Here is a 14,749-nt window from a genome sequence, read left to right on the forward strand (position 1 = left end):
TGAATAGATTAGATTTAATTAGTAGATACTACCTTCTAATGGTATTGAAGGCAGTATCTATTGTTACCCTGATAATCAAATAGATAATGCGATTTCCACCGCTTTTTGAGCATGGATAGCTGTCGTATCAAATACTTTGGCTGTGGTATCTTTTTCATTAACTAATAATGTAATTTCAGTACATCCGAAAATAATCCCTTCGGCTCCTTGTTGTACTAATGATGACATAACCCGTTGGTATTCTTTTTTTGATGCTTGGTTTATTTTCCCTAAACAAAGCTCATTATAAATAATCTCATGAATAATTTTTCTATCATCAAGATTAGGCGTTAATACGTCTAAATTAAATTTATTTGTTAGCCTATCTTTATAGAAAGGTTGCTCCATAGTAAACGAAGTTCCCAGTAACCCTATTTTTTTTAAACCATATTGTACTATCCGCTCACCTGTTGCATCAGCAATATGTAGTAGAGGGAGGTTAGTTTCCATTTCAATTGCCGTGGCAACTTTATGCATTGTATTCGTACATAGAACAAGGAAATCAGCGCCTGCAAGCTTTAAACGATTCCCTGCCTCAGCTAAGCATTGAGCTGCCAAATCCCATTGACCATTGGCTTGGTAGTGTTCTATCTCGGCGAAATCTACACTATATAAAATAATTTTTGCAGAATGTAAGCCACCTAAATGTTGTTTAATGCCTTCATTAAGTTGTTGATAATAAAGCAGAGTAGATTCCCAGCTCATACCACCAATAAGTCCAATTGTTTTCATTGTGGGGCTCCGTATAACTGACAGTTTTAGTTTTAACTATACTAATATTTTATCAATAATCACAATGCGATAGCATTATAAAGATGACTGTTTTTTACTTATATAAAAATATGCATGGTCTTAAACCTAAGTTTAATCTGTTTTTATATTTGGCTTATGTATGGTATTAATTTCATTTAAACATTACTTATTGCATGGTCTTTGGCTGTTGATGTAATAAAAATCAAATAAAATGAGCTAAGTTAACAATATTTACGTTTTAAAGATGGATTTTAAATGATATACAGTTATTATCATAAATGAAATCACATGCATAATATTGGTAAGGTAATGGCGACCATCAAATGAATTTTTTTAAAATAATCATTGCGATACTTATTTTTGGTGCTGCTTTTCTATTAGGGGCACTATATATGAAGCCAACCCAATTAAGTTTAGTTGAGCAAGTCAAAAAGAATGTTAATGATGTTTTGGCATACCCGCAAGCCGCTGAGTTTAGAAATATAGAATATCACTTCGCTCGTTATACTGCCGATAAAGGTAAGGTTGGTTATGTATGTGGGGAAGTTTATCGGTATAAAAATGATAAGCCTGACGGATTTAAACGTTTTATCGTTAAAGCGTATACGAATGATGAAGGTCGAATGGATATTTCCATTCCATTTGTTGATGGCGGTCATGAAATACTGTTGCCAGAACAGGTCAACCAAATTTGGCATGACAAATGTTCTAGCCCAGCATCTCCGTTAGAGTCGTTATCGTAGCTATTTGTATTTATTGCTGTCAGTAGCTTGTTATAAGGCAATGCTAGGCGGTGTTTGGGTCGATACATTTTAATGCTGCTGGGCGGTTTATCATTCTATGATAATAATCGATTAAAAATGGAGTGTTCGGCCGATTTAAAGGTGTTAGTAGCCAACGCTGAATAGACAGTGTTACAACAATATCTGCCAGGGTAAAATACTCCCCGCATAGGTAGTCGTAGTGGTTTTTTGTGGTCTTATTTTGTGCTAAAACAGAATCCAGTATTAGCATCTTTTCGTTCCATAAAACAATACTGGATTCTACTAGCTCATAGTGTTGTAAATAGAAGGGGTCTCTTCTAATTAGGGCCATGAAAGCGGCTCGCCAAGCAGGGTTTAGTTCAGCGCTTTGCCAATCCATCCATTTTTCAACTTCGGCTCTAGCAAGAGGGTCTGTTGGTAATATATTTTCATGTTGGGTTGTTGCTGCTAAATAGCGACATATTGTATTGCTTTCCCATAATGCTCCTTGGTCATGAATTAATACTGGAATGAGTGCATTAGGGTTTAGTTTTAAGTAGTTTAGTTGTTTTAGAGATTCTGTATTTCCCCATTGGTCTTCATGAATAAATTCAAGGTTCAGTTCGTGTGCTGTCCATAACACTTTACGAACATTAATTGAGGATGTTCGACCTAATATCTTTAACATTTTATCTAGCCCCTTAAAAATAATAATATTCAACTAACATAGATAGTTATGTTATGCAATTGTATTTTTATAGTTATTGCGATAACCCCGCCTACGGTGATTGAAATAAAACCCAGTTGTAGTTACGGGAGTAAACTAATAAGAATAACTGGATTATATATATTTATATTAATGGTATACTAATTGAGTTGTAGTTGGTTTTGTTATTGATACAAAACAAAAAAAACCTTTGTGGTCAACGATGACTATATTTGTTGATATTCATTTTTTTAATGAATTTTAATTTAGTAGTTTAAGGAGTCGATAATGGTTAGTAATAATAGCGCACGTCGTTTATTAGGTATGCCTTACAAATTGAGCCGTTCTAAGAAGAATATTCGAGTGTCTATTGGTTCTAAAGATAATATTGCTGTAGCAGTCCAAAAAAACAAAGCAACAGAAAAGAAAACATATCATTCAATTACCGTTTTTTACCCTGAATATGTAGTCGGTTAATTATTATTTTTAACCCTCTAGTACCCTCTAGGGGGTTAAAATAACACTCTTCACTTAGTTTTTAATAAAAAACTCATTTCTTATCCTATTTTTAATACGAAATAAATTAATCATATTTAGCTGAATATAATTTTTTATAACAATAATTGTAGTCAGAAATATAATTAAACGTTAAGATTCCATCCATTGTATAAAATGAAAAATAATGATTACGATTAGGCGCTTTTGGATGAAATCTTACTGTTGGTTGTTGTTTTTGTGTTATATGTTTTTAACAGGGTGTTCTACTCAATTTAAATCAGATGAAAAAACAAATCGTTTAAAATTCAGTATCCAACATGCCAATACTATTCCTATTAAAGATTCCGTTGAACCACTTGCTGTTTCCGACATGTTGCCTGGCGATATTCTTTTGTCTTCAGCGACAGGGTTAAACTCGTGGGGAATTAGGCTATTTAGTATTAGTGGTGTAAGTCATGCATCTATTTATTTGGGACTTGGTGAGGTTGCTGAATCTGTTGGCAGTGGTGTGAGAGTTATTTCATTGAACCAAGCCGTAAGGGATTCGAATAATATGGTGGTATTGCGACAGTCGGGTCTTACATCACTACACGCAGATAAATTACGTGAATTTTCGATGCGTAATGATGGGCGTAAATATAATTATAAAGGTATTGTGATGATAGCCCCTTGGATGGTGACAAAAAGAATATGTGAACTACCATTAATTGGTGAAACAATACGCAATTTTTGTCTACAGACGTTAGCTAAAGTCCAGTTAGGTGATGACGTAGACCAAGCAAATGGTTTCTTTTGTTCTCAGTTCGTTATTGATGCATACAAATATGCAGGTATTCCTTTATTTGAAGGAAATTCATCATGGATAACCCCAGCAGATATATTACATATGCGTACAGGGGATGTGCCAACGTTTATGCCAACTCAGCGCTTAGTTTATGTTGGCCATTTGAAATCGTGGAGCTTCAGTAACGCTATCTTTAAAAAATAGCGCATTGTTTTACAAGCAAAAAAAAGGCCAACGTATTAAGTTGGCCTGCTAAACTGGAAGCAATGTGAGCAATGTCGTTTGTGATAAACTTGAGTAATTTACTCAAGTATTCACGAGGTAAAAGATAACCATTCTCATTTAATAAATCAACCCCTTTTTTTGTATTGCTACTCATTCTTTATTTCTACTGATTTATTTTATTTATGCATGAAAAACAACTAGTTAATGTTAATTAAGCTGTTTTTTTTGTGTTTTTACTAATAATTTTATTTAAAAAAAATCGTTTAATGCGATTATTTCAGCCTAGATAATCGACTATAGAGTGTATTCAGTATGAGAAAACTAAAAATTGGTGTCGTAGGTTTAGGCTCAATTGCGCAAAAGGCGTACTTACCCATCTTAACCAAGGAAGATAATTGGGAATTAATAGGCGCATTTTCGCCGAATCAATCGAAAGCCAGATTAGTTTGTGACAGATATCGAATAGAGCTATTTAGTCGTCTTGATTCTCTCGCTCAGCAGTGTGATGCGGTTTTTGTACATAGTGCTACTGCAAGCCACTATGAGGTCATAAAAAGGTTATTAGATTTAAATGTGCATGTTTATGTTGATAAACCATTAACTGAGCAGATTGAACAGTCTGAGCAATTAATTGAATTAGCAGACCTTCGACAGAAAGGGTTAATGGTTGGTTTTAATCGCCGGTTTTCACCTTTCTACATGGCTTTAAAATATGACTTACAAAATATTTCTTCACTTCGTATGGAAAAACATCGTACGAACAGTGTTGGACCAAAAGATGTTAGGTTCACATTATTAGATGATTACTTGCATGTGGTCGACACCGTAATTTGGATGGCGGGGGCTGACTCAGAGGCGAAATTAATCAGTGGAAATATTCAAGCAACATCACAAGGTGAACTTTTTTACGCGGAACACCATATACAAGCAGGGCTATGTTGGCTAACGACATCTATGCATCGAAAAGCTGGGAGCCAACAAGAGAAACTGATTGCTGTGGCAGAAGATAGCATACACCAAATAACCAATATGAATCATTGGCGAAGTGAAGACGGCACTGGTATTCATGAGGCAAATCCCGGAAGTTGGGATTCAACCTTACTACAACGTGGTTTCGATGGGGCAATTCGTCACTTTATTGACTCGGTTTCAAACCAGTCTCAACCATTGATCAGTGGTGAGCAGGCGATTATGGCTCAAAGGCTGGTTGAAAAAATGATTTTAGAATCAAAGCAAATGGCGAATACTTAATTAAATAGTTAGAGTTAAATATAAAGTCGATTATCATTTTTTTATTTCAGCAGCCATGATAGTGAGATCCCCATATGCTAAACTTAACAAATAGTTCAGAGGTGTTATTTATTGCGGGTTTTGGCCCCATTGTTGTTGATCACCCAATGAGTCAGCATTTTTATTTGGATGTACTAAAACTGCCCTTAAAACCAATAGAAGAGGGGAGTCAGTATTTGACTTGTGAGCAAGATGCTCTCAATGGAACTAAACATTTTGCACTTTGGCCGATTGAGCAAGCAGCATTGTCTTGTTTTAAAGAACGACAATGGCCAGTTGAAATTCCTATCCCCCAAAGTTGGATGGAATTTGAAGTTTCAGATATTGATAAAATCACTCAAACTTGCCTCGAACATGGCTATAAATTATTAGTCTCTAATCAAATTGAGCCTTGGGGACAAACGGTAACTCGTTTGTTAAGTCCTGAAGGTATTCTTATTGGATTAACAGTTACACCTTGGTTAAGAGAATAGCTTTAAATTATCGCTAGAGATCTCATTTATCTTTGTGAATGAGAGACATTCTTAGCTAATTGTTTATAATTTTATGGTAAATCTTAATTTTAACTATTTTGTGGAGGGGTTATGTATAAAACGATTCTGGTCCCTATTGATTTAACTGAAGATGAATTAACCAGTAAAGCGGTTCGTCATGCTGTCAATCTTGCAAAACAATCGGGTGCTAACATTCACCTTATTCACGTTTTGCCTATATCATCTGCAATTATTAATGCCTATGCTTTGGGTTACATGGAAATAAAAGACCGTGCAACAGTTAAAGCAGAAGAGGATATGAAAATGCTAATGGATTCTATAGATCTACCTCATGATCATGTTAGCTACACCATTACATTTGGTTCCCCTCGTGATGAAGTGATTAATACTGCAAAGGATATCAATGCTGATATTATTGTCATTGGTTCACGCCGCCCGAATATCACGACTCATCTTTTAGGCTCTACAGCTGCGGGTATTGTTCGTTACGCAGAAACTTCAGTGCTTGTTGTTCGTTAATTTACAGATAAGAACCTACCTATAAATGTAGGTTCTTTCTAAATAGGATTTCTTTAGTTATAAATTTAGTGGGTAAAGTATAGAATCTATTTTATTTATAGTAAGGAATTTTTGAATCCCTATGGAAAAATTTTCAAAAGAATTATTACGTATTGAGTATTTCTTGCTTCGAGTTTTGCGTTTTTATTTGTTATCGCTTTTGGTGTTTTTCCTCGGGTTATTGCCCGGTATTATCGGTTTCTATTGTATAGAAGGTCACTCACTGATTGAGTCAATGCTAAATGCATTATCAATGCTAAGTGGGCAACCAATAGAGCCTGCACCGATTACGCGTGCTGGTCGCTTTTTTATTGCTATTTATGGTTTATTTCTACAAAGTGTTTTTATTATCAGTATTGGCTTGATTGTAACACCCTTTATTCATCGTATTTTGCATAAATGGCATTTAGAAGAATAGGTCTATTTTTTGTCGTAATGTTAGGGAAGTTCACAGCTTTTTTACAATAGAAATACTATACTTTTATCGATGAAATAGTAAATATTCACCCGCACTTCCTAACGATTAAATCGTAAAAATTAACTAAAATACGGTTTAAAAGAGGATAAACACAATTAAAGAGGGCATCATATGTATAAGACAATTTTGGTTCCCGTGGATATATCTGAAGATGTACTAACAGATAACGCATTAAAACATGCTGTTTACTTGGCTAAAATGACTAATGCGACAATTCACTTATTCCACTCAGTACCTGATGTTTCAAGGTTCTCTATGAGCTATAGCTATCATTATGATTTACTGTCTTCTTTCGCTAAAAAAGCAGTAGAACGTTCTGAAGAGCAATTAAAAGAAATTATTGAAAAAATTGATTACCCTTCAGACAAAATCACTTATAAGGTTGAATTTGGTTCACCAAGAGATAAAGTGTTATCAGAAGCTGAAAGTATTAATGCTGATTTAATTGTAATCGGTTCTCGTAATCCGAGTATTTCAACCCATTTATTAGGTTCTAATGCTTCAGGTATTGTTTCTTACGCTAAAATATCAGTACTTGTTGTTCGCTAGAAAGAATTGCAAGTAAGAATAAAAATACAGCCTAATTTTAGGCTGTATTTTTTTAGGTGATATACATGAACGAAACTACTTCGTTTTGACCGCTTCTTTCGCTTGTTCAATAGCTTTAAGGGCTTGGCTACAGGCTTGCTCTTGGGCATCATCGGGGTAGCTTGCTAATGCCTTTTTCGCCTCTTCTAATTGGGATTTCATTAAGGCAATTTGCTCTCCCGCATTAGCTTCGTCTTTGTATTGTTCTTCTGCTTGTTTAACCAGATCATTCATTTCTTTAAAATAGGTATCACATGTTGGCCCTGCACTTGCATTAAAAGCGGTTAGAGCCACAAATAGACCACAGATTAACGGAAGAGTTCTTTTCATCATAATTTCGCTTTTAAAAGTCATAATATAATCAGGATAACATTCCATATAAAAAAACGCACCACTCAAAGGTTGCTAATGTTTTTAAGATATAAAAATTACATACATATTAAGACTATTCCTTTCCATAACTTGGCGTTATAGCATATTTTGCAAAATAGAAATGATAATCATTCTTGACTTAGTGCAGCGAAAAAGTGTACATTCAAGTACACTTTATTGGTATGAGAGAATAACTATGGCAAATAAAATTATAGTCAGCACAGAGAACTGGCCTGTCTGTGTAATGAATACCTTTCCTACATCAATGGATGAAACACGCTTATGGGTAGAGGAAATGGATTTACTATTAGCGAGAAGAGAGCAATTTGTGTTGGTTTATCCGCCAATTGCCGTGCAAGAAAAACCATCGAGGGAAGATATGGAAGGGATGAAATATGTACGCCGTTGGCTAAAATATGCAAAAGAACCTATGGAACAACATTGCCGTGCCATGGTTGTGACGTTGCAACCAGATGGCAGCGATAAAGAAGAAAAAGAACGTATGGCACCTATGTTATCAGAATTGTATGGTCCTGAAGTTTTGTTAGCCGTTGATGTTAAAACAGCCAAAGAGCAAGCTGAGTTAGCTTTAATTTAGTTATATTGCAGTGGAACTTATTTTGCGTATATAGCTGGCAATGATATCAACAGAAAGGGTGATTTGTTGTTCAATAAATTCATCGCTAGGTTTTAAATCAGCGACACAAAAAGTTGTAATGAATACATCCGCTTTTAACATTTCTAGGAAACGGGAAGAAATACTTAGGAGTGTTGTTTCATCCACTTTAACATCAGGTAATTGACTGAGTTTTTGTGTGAGTGAACGGTAGCTTTTTACAGGGCCTTGTTCAAAAAAGGCCTGACTGATTTCGGGGAATCGGTTATATTCGCCAAGAATTAGCCGATATAAACCAATGGATTGTGGCTTAAGGACATTCAAGAGAAAGCGGGAACCGTAAAATGATAAAACCATTTCAATTGTATCGAGTTTTGGAGCTTTTTCATTTGGCTCAATAAAGATGTCATCTATCATAGCGGCAACCACGGCTGCAAATAACCCTTCTTTATCACCAAAGTTTTTGTACAGGGTAGAACGAGAACCACCCGCCCGCTCAATAATCATATCCAAAGTCGCCCCTTCAAAACCATACTGAAGAAAAATATCAGCAGCGGCAGTGATTAATGCTTGATTACGGCGTTTCCCTTTTGGGGTTTTAGCCACTAATGGGTTATTCATAAATGATTAATCTTCCCCTTTTTACTCAACAACAAAATAATGTTATCAATTTTACCAAAATAGTTTGAATCAAGTCACCTTATTCGCGCTTTTACCTGAAAGAGATCATAAATTCAACGTATGTTTAGCTCTATGATATTTTAGAGGTTAACATGTTTAAGTCGATATCTGAATGGATGTCATTAGGGGGGACGAGATGGTAGGGTGTGCAACAGAGCAAAACGTCAGCGAGAATGAATCAATTAATAAGCAGAGAGAAATAACCAGGCTGTGTATCGAGTGTGGTTTACTTCTCTTACAGCATGGTGCCGAAAGTATGTTAGTTGAACAACTTACGACACGTGTTGGTATTGCTCTTGGGGCAAGTCAGGTTGATAGTGCAATTTCATCGAATTCACTGGTATTGACCACAATTATTGATGGGCGTTGTTTAACATCCACTCGTCGTATTATTGATCGTGGGATTAACATGCATGTTGTTACTGAGGTTCAGCATGCGGTGATCCTTGTAGAGCATCATTTATTAGACAGTAAACAATTGCAGAAAAAACTGTCGTTAATTAAACCGTTACGTTACCCCCGATGGTTAATGGTATTCATGGTGGCATTATCTTGTGCTTGTTTTAGTACCTTAAATGGCGGGGGCTGGGAAAGTGCATTGATTACATTTATAGCCAGTGGATGTGCGATGTATATTCGCCAAGTCTTAACGTCTCACCAAATGAACCCGTTGATTAATTTTTGTATGACTGCGTTTGTTGCCACCTCCGTTTCAGGCCTATTGTTGAAGATCCCATATTTGGCGGTTACAGAAACCATCTCGATGGCAGCAAGCGTATTGCTGTTAGTGCCTGGTTTTCCGTTGATCAATGCGGTTGCTGATATGTTCAAAGGGCATGTCAATACAGGGGTTGCACGTTGGACCATGGCAAGTTTGCTGACATTAGCGACATGTATTGGTGTGGTAGTTGCTATGACAATATGGGATTTAAGAGAATGGGCATAAGTTTTCTACTTGAATTAGCTGAAAAGATGGCGTTAGCTGCAATCCCTGCGGTAGGTTTTGCTATGGTATTTAATGTTCCTGCTAGAGCATTAAAATATTGTGCATTATTAGGCGCGATTGGTTATGGCTCTAGAATTGTATTAATTGAATTTGGTTTACAAATAGAATGGGCCAGTTTTGTATCCGCTATACTCGTTGGGGTGATTGGTATTCAGTGGTCTCGCTGGTGGTTAGCACACCCTAAGGTTTTTACTGTCGCTGCGGTGATACCGATGTTTCCGGGAATTAGTGCTTATATTGCGATGATTTCGGTCGTGAAAATCTCTCAATTTGGTTATAACCCTGAGTTAATTGAGGTTTTAGTTACTAATTTTCTCAAAGCATCTTTTATCGTTGGGGCATTATCTATTGGTATCTCGTTACCTGGTTTATGGCTTTACCGCAAAAGGCCGAGTGTTTAATGATAAATTAAAAGTAACAGTTTCTACTAACTTTGCATAAATTCTCATCATGGTTTTAATAGATAAAATTGAGTGACTCCTGATACCATTTGTGTTTTTATTTGATTAGAATAGATGTATATTTTCTTATATACTTTAAGGTGTTAGCGTTAATCCTATCACCTTATTCTTATTTTTTGCTGTTATTCTAGTCATCGGTGCTATTTTGAAACAATCCAGTGTATTTAAATACGTTAAACGTTTTATTCCTTTTATAATTATTCTTTTTTCCATTCCTGCATTTTCATCACCAAATTCGTTTACAGAAGCTAAAGTTCTCAGTAAAAATCAGGTGTATAAAGACCAAAATAAACAGGGCGAAGGGACCCTATATTGTGGTTGTCAGTGGGAATGGTCAGGCAAAAGCGGTGGACAAGTTGATTTAGCCTCCTGCGGCTACCAAGTGCGTAAACAGCAAACACGTGCTCAACGAATTGAATGGGAGCATATTGTTCCGGCGTGGGTCTTTGGGCATCAACGACAATGTTGGCAAAAAGGCGGCAGAAAAAATTGTGTTTCAACTGACCCAGTATTTGGGATGATGGAGGCTGATTTGCATAATTTGGCTCCATCCATAGGGGAAGTTAATGGTGACCGAAGCAATTACCGTTTTGGGCAATTGGGCAATGATGTAGCTTATCCGTATGGAATGTGCCGGAGCCGTGTAGACTTTGCACAGAGGGTATTTGAGCCCCGTAATGAAGTCAAAGGCCAAGTTGCTCGTGTCTATTTTTATATGCATGACCGTTATAATTTATCGATGTCACGCCAACAGCAACAATTATTAATGGCTTGGGATGAAAAATATCCGCCTAGTCAGTGGGAAATGCAACGAGATGAGCGAATAGCAAAAGTCATGGGGCATCATAATCCATTTGTGACAGGGGAAAAAAAATGGCGTTTAAATCATAAAAATACAGGGGAAGGGTTGCGTGTTTCACAACCGCCATCATCCACTTATAGTCACAATCAGCAACGAGTGACAAATAGACCTGAATCCTATGAAATCAAAGGCAACATTAACTCAAAAAAATACCATTTTTCACACTGTTCAGGCTTTAAAACCACCGCAGATAAAAATGCTAAAATGTTTGCAACAGAGGCCGAGGCTAAAGCAGCTGGTTTTATATTAGCGGGAAATTGTAAACCACGTTGACGATATGTTTATTTCACCTAACTAGGTAATTATTTGATTAGCTTATTTTATTTTTTAGCTATGACACCAAATGTTTTTTATCACAAAACCATTAAAAAATGTTAGAAAAATGTTGCTTTTCGAAAAAAAATAACGCTATATTTAATGTAAATAAAAAACTGTAGCAAAAACATGAGCTCATCGGGTTTCAAAAAATGTTGCAGTTTGTCATATTAATGTCATACAGATTCATTAGTTTAAAGGTATCGCTGTCACAGGAGAAACTAATGGGAAATAATTGTTTATTTAGGTGTATGAAAAACCGGTTACCACTCCATCATGGAACTGTCATGGTGAGATTGGTAACCGGTTTTTTATTGGTGACTTTTCTGAAATGAAATTATATCGCCAAGCACAAGTTCCACCATTAACTATGAGCTTGAAGGGAGCTCCTCTCTGTTTTGAATAGTCCGTCATTTGAATTGACATCACTGATACCTGGAAGGGTTAATACTATGAGTAGACAGAAAGCTGCAACAAAGGCACGTCGTGAAATGAAACGTTCATCACGTAAAGACCGTTCTGGTCGGTTTGATATGAATAATGTTGCGTCTTTTGCTGAATTTACAGGCATTGAGCCTATTGGTATGGCAAAAGAACGTCGTGATGAATCTCCTATCTTGCCAAGAAATGACGCTCAAAAGCTCTATATTAATTCCATTAAGCATAAGCAATTAATTTTTGCTAATGGTGAAGCGGGGTGTGGGAAAACCTACATAAGTACTGCACTTGCTGCGGATGCGTTAATTCATAAAGATATCAATAAGATTATTGTGACAAGACCTGTTCTTCAAGCGGAGGAAGATCTCGGTTTCTTACCGGGGGATATGTCGGAAAAATTTGCACCTTACTTTCGTCCTGTCTATGACGTTTTGCTGAAAAGGTTAGGAGCCTCTTTTTTACAATATTGTTTACGTCCTGAAATTGCTAAGGTGGAAATAGCGCCATTTGCCTATATGCGTGGTAGAACCTTTGAAAATGCGATTGTAATTTTAGACGAAGCGCAGAATGTCACAGTCACACAAATGAAGATGTTTTTAACCCGATTAGGTGAGAATGTGACGGTAATTGTTAATGGTGACGTCACACAATGTGATTTACCTGAGAATGTGCCATCAGGGTTGGCAGATGCATTACAACGTTTTAGTAGTGATGAAATGGTCTCAATGGTGAATTTCACGATTGAAGATTGTGTTCGGTCACAATTGTGTCATAAGGCATTGTTGGCTTATAACCATTAATATCGTCATTATTGCTGATGCCCCGTGGTTAGTTACGGGGCATCTTGTTTAATCTGAAAGCGGTTGATTAGTGATATAACATTTCGTGCACAATTTGTTCATCGGTTAAAGTATAAGGGTAGTAGGTTGGCCAATTTTCTAGTTGCCCTAATAATTTTTCTTGCGAATCATTACCCATATATAAATGGAAGTGGCCCGAGGTTTGCGGCTCAATGATATGGTCGCTAAATTGAATATATTTTGGTGCTTTCGAGTTTGCGTCTTGGCACTCAAATAAATAGCGAACACCTTTTTTCCCCGAAACGTAATTCAGTATTTTATAACCAGAATATGTGTAGTGGCAGCTATTTACGACACCATTTTGGGTAAATTCGATAATGTCATTTTCAATACCGATGCTATCAACATCCGTTGCATAGCCTTTTTTATAATACTCTCGGTACTCTTCAACGGTTTTATCTTTATTTTTTTTCGCTTTATTTTCGAGCACTTCATCAAGTTTTCCATTTAATAATAATGGGTTGACGGATACCCAAATACCTTGCCAATCACTCAGTGACCTATTTTTGACATCAGCATCATCAAAAACCCCTTTGGAAGCTTGAAGTGCTTTTTCTGATTGGGGATGAGCGTGACTGTGTGAGCCATGAGAAATTGCAGTAAAGCTGGTTACAGCAAGAACAGTGCATAAGCTCGCTTTTAGAATTGCCATTTTGTACACAATAATTTTCCCTATTTTATCGAGTGGATAAGAAAATAATGGATATGTTATAACATAACATCAATGGCAATGAAAAGTGTTTTAACGTCATTTTTAAGCGATGCAATAAAATGGTGGCGTTTGTGAATGACAGTTTGGTGGGGTAGATAAACTCGCTTATTAGCCCTAATAAGCGAGTAGAGGGGGTTTTAATCGTCTGGGTTATCCATTACGGCGTGGCGTTCATGATGGTAACCTTCTTCATCATAGCCATGACGCCAGTATGGGATAGCATAAATATCTTCACGGCCAAAACCCTTTTCACGACGAATAAAACGGCGTAAATCACGAATTATTTGGTCTTCTCCGGCAATCCAAAAAGCAGTATCACTGGTTGGAATGTCCCATGATTTAAAAGTAGAGATTAACGCATCCGTTTTAGTGATATCACCACAAATCCAAATAATTTCAACATGTTGTGGTTTTTCTAATTCACGAATATCTTCTTGGCTATCTAACCGTAAAACAACTTTACCTTGTGCATCTTTAGGCATTTTTTCTAGTAATGCGGCAATGGCTGGTAATGAGCTAGAATCCCCAGCCATAAAATAGTGTTTTCTAATAGGTAAGAGTGGGTCTGGACCACCAGGATTGGTGATCCCCATCCAATTACCCGGCTTTGCATCCCGAGCGAAAAGATAAGCGGGGCCTGTCACGCCATCATGCATTGCAAATTCAATATCAATTTCTTTTATTTCAGGTCGAATAGCACGCACACTATAGGTTCTCACAAATGGACGGGGCTCATTTTCTGGCCAACTACGACCTTTTTCTGTTAATACAGGTAATGCTGGCTGGCTTTTTAAATCAGGAGCGAGAAAAATTTTCAGATGCCCACCTTCACAACCTGTAGGATAAGCACTGAGTTTTTCTCCGGTGAAGGTAATGCAACGGATAGAAGGGCTGACATCCCTAATCGATTTAACTTGGATAAGCTGTGGTGGAGCCGGGCGGTAGATATTTTTTTCAACGGGTTGTTCGGTAGCCACGGACAATCTCCTATGTTAATGATAATTTTATTATATGGTAATTATTATCATTATCATGAATATGCCGAAAAGTTGCAATACATAGTCTATGATTGTGGGGAGGATTTTTGTGTTTTATTAACCGGTAGTCAATTGAGTGATTGATCTGTACTGATAGCCGCCACTTAAGGAATAGCGATGGGATGAGTATTCAGCAGGGGTTAATCGATAAATCAGTAAAATAAAGCGGTATAGTATGGTCGTAAGAATACATTTGAAGGCATGAAAAATTGACTGAATATGTAAAAAGGTAC

The 14,749-nt window shown here is 36.6% G+C and carries 20 protein-coding genes; 13 read left to right on the forward strand and 7 right to left on the reverse strand.

Going from position 1 to position 14,749, the window contains the following annotated elements; translation table 11 throughout:
• Window positions 1-75 precede the first annotated feature (75 nt).
• Window positions 76-771 carry an aspartate/glutamate racemase family protein gene (locus ACHB7C_RS02205; protein ID WP_129465844.1) on the reverse strand — a complete coding sequence of 232 codons (696 nt, stop codon included), beginning with the start codon at window positions 769-771 and terminating at the stop codon, window positions 76-78.
• A gap of 413 nt (window positions 772-1,184) precedes the next feature.
• Here ACHB7C_RS02205 and ACHB7C_RS02210 point away from each other — a divergent pair, with 413 nt between their 5' ends.
• On the forward strand, window positions 1,185-1,535 hold the full coding sequence (locus tag ACHB7C_RS02210) for a hypothetical protein (protein WP_181469237.1): 351 nt from the start codon (window positions 1,185-1,187) through the stop codon (window positions 1,533-1,535).
• A gap of 43 nt (window positions 1,536-1,578) precedes the next feature.
• Here ACHB7C_RS02210 and ACHB7C_RS02215 read toward each other — a convergent pair whose 3' ends face one another.
• Window positions 1,579-2,223, reverse strand: a complete 645-nt coding sequence (locus ACHB7C_RS02215; protein WP_042843986.1) for a glutathione S-transferase family protein — start codon at window positions 2,221-2,223, stop codon at window positions 1,579-1,581.
• A gap of 306 nt (window positions 2,224-2,529) precedes the next feature.
• On the opposite strand from ACHB7C_RS02215, the gene sra reads away from it, so the two are divergent.
• On the forward strand, window positions 2,530-2,718 hold the full coding sequence (gene sra / locus ACHB7C_RS02220) for a stationary-phase-induced ribosome-associated protein (protein ID WP_048607043.1): 189 nt from the start codon (window positions 2,530-2,532) through the stop codon (window positions 2,716-2,718).
• Between the two features lie 229 nt (window positions 2,719-2,947).
• The gene (locus tag ACHB7C_RS02225; protein ID WP_042843984.1) at window positions 2,948-3,727 is read left to right on the forward strand and encodes a YaeF family permuted papain-like enzyme; all 780 of its coding nucleotides are present in this window, start codon (window positions 2,948-2,950) and stop codon (window positions 3,725-3,727) included.
• Here the strand turns inward: ACHB7C_RS02225 and ACHB7C_RS02230 are convergent.
• Entirely contained in the window at window positions 3,717-3,902 is a 186-nt protein-coding gene (locus tag ACHB7C_RS02230) for a hypothetical protein (protein WP_042843982.1), read from the reverse strand. The two genes, ACHB7C_RS02225 and ACHB7C_RS02230, sit on opposite strands and share 11 nt — an antisense overlap.
• A gap of 158 nt (window positions 3,903-4,060) precedes the next feature.
• On the opposite strand from ACHB7C_RS02230, the gene ACHB7C_RS02235 reads away from it, so the two are divergent.
• The 5 genes from ACHB7C_RS02235 to ACHB7C_RS02255 all read left to right on the forward strand — a co-directional run bounded on the left by ACHB7C_RS02235 (window position 4,061) and on the right by ACHB7C_RS02255 (window position 7,117).
• Window positions 4,061-4,999 (forward strand): Gfo/Idh/MocA family protein, encoded by a 939-nt coding sequence (locus tag ACHB7C_RS02235; protein WP_042843981.1) that lies wholly within the window; start codon window positions 4,061-4,063, stop codon window positions 4,997-4,999.
• 74 nt (window positions 5,000-5,073) lie between these two features.
• A complete protein-coding gene (locus tag ACHB7C_RS02240; RefSeq protein WP_042843980.1) occupies window positions 5,074-5,511 on the forward strand; it encodes a glyoxalase/bleomycin resistance/dioxygenase family protein in 438 nt (145 codons plus the stop codon).
• 111 nt (window positions 5,512-5,622) lie between these two features.
• A complete protein-coding gene (locus ACHB7C_RS02245; protein WP_042843978.1) occupies window positions 5,623-6,051 on the forward strand; it encodes a universal stress protein in 429 nt (142 codons plus the stop codon).
• Between the two features lie 121 nt (window positions 6,052-6,172).
• Window positions 6,173-6,508, forward strand: coding sequence for a hypothetical protein (locus ACHB7C_RS02250; RefSeq protein WP_042843976.1), 336 nt, complete (start codon window positions 6,173-6,175; stop codon window positions 6,506-6,508).
• Between the two features lie 171 nt (window positions 6,509-6,679).
• Window positions 6,680-7,117: a universal stress protein gene (locus tag ACHB7C_RS02255; RefSeq protein ID WP_042843975.1), complete on the forward strand. Its 438-nt coding sequence runs from the start codon at window positions 6,680-6,682 to the stop codon at window positions 7,115-7,117.
• A 75-nt stretch (window positions 7,118-7,192) separates the two neighbouring features.
• Here the strand turns inward: ACHB7C_RS02255 and ACHB7C_RS02260 are convergent, their stop codons facing one another.
• The gene (locus ACHB7C_RS02260; RefSeq protein WP_042844358.1) at window positions 7,193-7,486 is read right to left on the reverse strand and encodes a DUF5339 domain-containing protein; all 294 of its coding nucleotides are present in this window, start codon (window positions 7,484-7,486) and stop codon (window positions 7,193-7,195) included.
• A 238-nt stretch (window positions 7,487-7,724) separates the two neighbouring features.
• Here ACHB7C_RS02260 and ACHB7C_RS02265 point away from each other — a divergent pair, with 238 nt between their 5' ends.
• The gene (locus ACHB7C_RS02265; RefSeq protein WP_129465846.1) at window positions 7,725-8,126 is read left to right on the forward strand and encodes a hypothetical protein; all 402 of its coding nucleotides are present in this window, start codon (window positions 7,725-7,727) and stop codon (window positions 8,124-8,126) included.
• On the opposite strand, the gene ACHB7C_RS02270 is transcribed toward ACHB7C_RS02265, so the two are convergent.
• Window positions 8,127-8,765 carry a TetR/AcrR family transcriptional regulator gene (locus tag ACHB7C_RS02270; RefSeq protein ID WP_395346274.1) on the reverse strand — a complete coding sequence of 213 codons (639 nt, stop codon included), beginning with the start codon at window positions 8,763-8,765 and terminating at the stop codon, window positions 8,127-8,129.
• Window positions 8,766-8,961: 196 nt separating this feature from the next.
• On the opposite strand from ACHB7C_RS02270, the gene ACHB7C_RS02275 reads away from it, so the two are divergent.
• The 4 genes from ACHB7C_RS02275 to phoH all read left to right on the forward strand — a co-directional run bounded on the left by ACHB7C_RS02275 (window position 8,962) and on the right by phoH (window position 12,707).
• Entirely contained in the window at window positions 8,962-9,771 is an 810-nt protein-coding gene (locus tag ACHB7C_RS02275; protein WP_042843972.1) for a threonine/serine exporter ThrE family protein, read from the forward strand.
• Entirely contained in the window at window positions 9,762-10,232 is a 471-nt protein-coding gene (locus tag ACHB7C_RS02280) for a threonine/serine exporter (protein WP_042843971.1), read from the forward strand. Before ACHB7C_RS02275 ends, ACHB7C_RS02280 begins: the two co-directional genes overlap by 10 nt.
• A gap of 244 nt (window positions 10,233-10,476) precedes the next feature.
• The gene (locus tag ACHB7C_RS02285; protein WP_395346584.1) at window positions 10,477-11,427 is read left to right on the forward strand and encodes an endonuclease; all 951 of its coding nucleotides are present in this window, start codon (window positions 10,477-10,479) and stop codon (window positions 11,425-11,427) included.
• Window positions 11,428-11,921: 494 nt separating this feature from the next.
• Window positions 11,922-12,707 (forward strand): phosphate starvation-inducible protein PhoH, encoded by a 786-nt coding sequence (gene phoH, locus ACHB7C_RS02290; RefSeq protein WP_042843969.1) that lies wholly within the window; start codon window positions 11,922-11,924, stop codon window positions 12,705-12,707.
• 67 nt (window positions 12,708-12,774) lie between these two features.
• Here the strand turns inward: phoH and zinT are convergent, their stop codons facing one another.
• Both zinT and ACHB7C_RS02300 read right to left on the reverse strand, forming a co-directional pair.
• Window positions 12,775-13,419 (reverse strand): metal-binding protein ZinT, encoded by a 645-nt coding sequence (zinT, locus tag ACHB7C_RS02295; RefSeq protein ID WP_166686561.1) that lies wholly within the window; start codon window positions 13,417-13,419, stop codon window positions 12,775-12,777.
• A 197-nt stretch (window positions 13,420-13,616) separates the two neighbouring features.
• Window positions 13,617-14,456, reverse strand: a complete 840-nt coding sequence (locus ACHB7C_RS02300) for a siderophore-interacting protein (protein WP_048607054.1) — start codon at window positions 14,454-14,456, stop codon at window positions 13,617-13,619.
• Between the last annotated feature and the right edge of the window lie 293 nt (window positions 14,457-14,749).

This window comes from Providencia sp. 2024EL-00732, assembly GCF_044006275.1.
Taxonomy (GTDB): Bacteria; Pseudomonadota; Gammaproteobacteria; order Enterobacterales; family Enterobacteriaceae; genus Providencia; species Providencia huashanensis.

Bases quoted from the DNA above. Each gene is read 5' to 3' on its own strand.
- ACHB7C_RS02205 (WP_129465844.1), bottom strand. From the start codon at position 771: ATGAAAACAATTGGACTTATTGGTGGTATGAGCTGGGAATCTACTCTG.
- ACHB7C_RS02210 (WP_181469237.1), top strand. From the start codon at position 1,185: ATGAAGCCAACCCAATTAAGTTTAGTTGAGCAAGTCAAAAAGAATGTT.
- ACHB7C_RS02215 (WP_042843986.1), bottom strand. From the start codon at position 2,223: ATGTTAAAGATATTAGGTCGAACATCCTCAATTAATGTTCGTAAAGTG.
- sra (WP_048607043.1), top strand. From the start codon at position 2,530: ATGGTTAGTAATAATAGCGCACGTCGTTTATTAGGTATGCCTTACAAA.
- ACHB7C_RS02225 (WP_042843984.1), top strand. From the start codon at position 2,948: ATGAAATCTTACTGTTGGTTGTTGTTTTTGTGTTATATGTTTTTAACA.
- ACHB7C_RS02230 (WP_042843982.1), bottom strand. From the start codon at position 3,902: ATGAGTAGCAATACAAAAAAAGGGGTTGATTTATTAAATGAGAATGGT.
- ACHB7C_RS02235 (WP_042843981.1), top strand. From the start codon at position 4,061: ATGAGAAAACTAAAAATTGGTGTCGTAGGTTTAGGCTCAATTGCGCAA.
- ACHB7C_RS02240 (WP_042843980.1), top strand. From the start codon at position 5,074: ATGCTAAACTTAACAAATAGTTCAGAGGTGTTATTTATTGCGGGTTTT.
- ACHB7C_RS02245 (WP_042843978.1), top strand. From the start codon at position 5,623: ATGTATAAAACGATTCTGGTCCCTATTGATTTAACTGAAGATGAATTA.
- ACHB7C_RS02250 (WP_042843976.1), top strand. From the start codon at position 6,173: ATGGAAAAATTTTCAAAAGAATTATTACGTATTGAGTATTTCTTGCTT.
- ACHB7C_RS02255 (WP_042843975.1), top strand. From the start codon at position 6,680: ATGTATAAGACAATTTTGGTTCCCGTGGATATATCTGAAGATGTACTA.
- ACHB7C_RS02260 (WP_042844358.1), bottom strand. From the start codon at position 7,486: ATGAAAAGAACTCTTCCGTTAATCTGTGGTCTATTTGTGGCTCTAACC.
- ACHB7C_RS02265 (WP_129465846.1), top strand. From the start codon at position 7,725: ATGGCAAATAAAATTATAGTCAGCACAGAGAACTGGCCTGTCTGTGTA.
- ACHB7C_RS02270 (WP_395346274.1), bottom strand. From the start codon at position 8,765: ATGAATAACCCATTAGTGGCTAAAACCCCAAAAGGGAAACGCCGTAAT.
- ACHB7C_RS02275 (WP_042843972.1), top strand. From the start codon at position 8,962: ATGGTAGGGTGTGCAACAGAGCAAAACGTCAGCGAGAATGAATCAATT.
- ACHB7C_RS02280 (WP_042843971.1), top strand. From the start codon at position 9,762: ATGGGCATAAGTTTTCTACTTGAATTAGCTGAAAAGATGGCGTTAGCT.
- phoH (WP_042843969.1), top strand. From the start codon at position 11,922: ATGAGTAGACAGAAAGCTGCAACAAAGGCACGTCGTGAAATGAAACGT.
- zinT (WP_166686561.1), bottom strand. From the start codon at position 13,419: ATGGCAATTCTAAAAGCGAGCTTATGCACTGTTCTTGCTGTAACCAGC.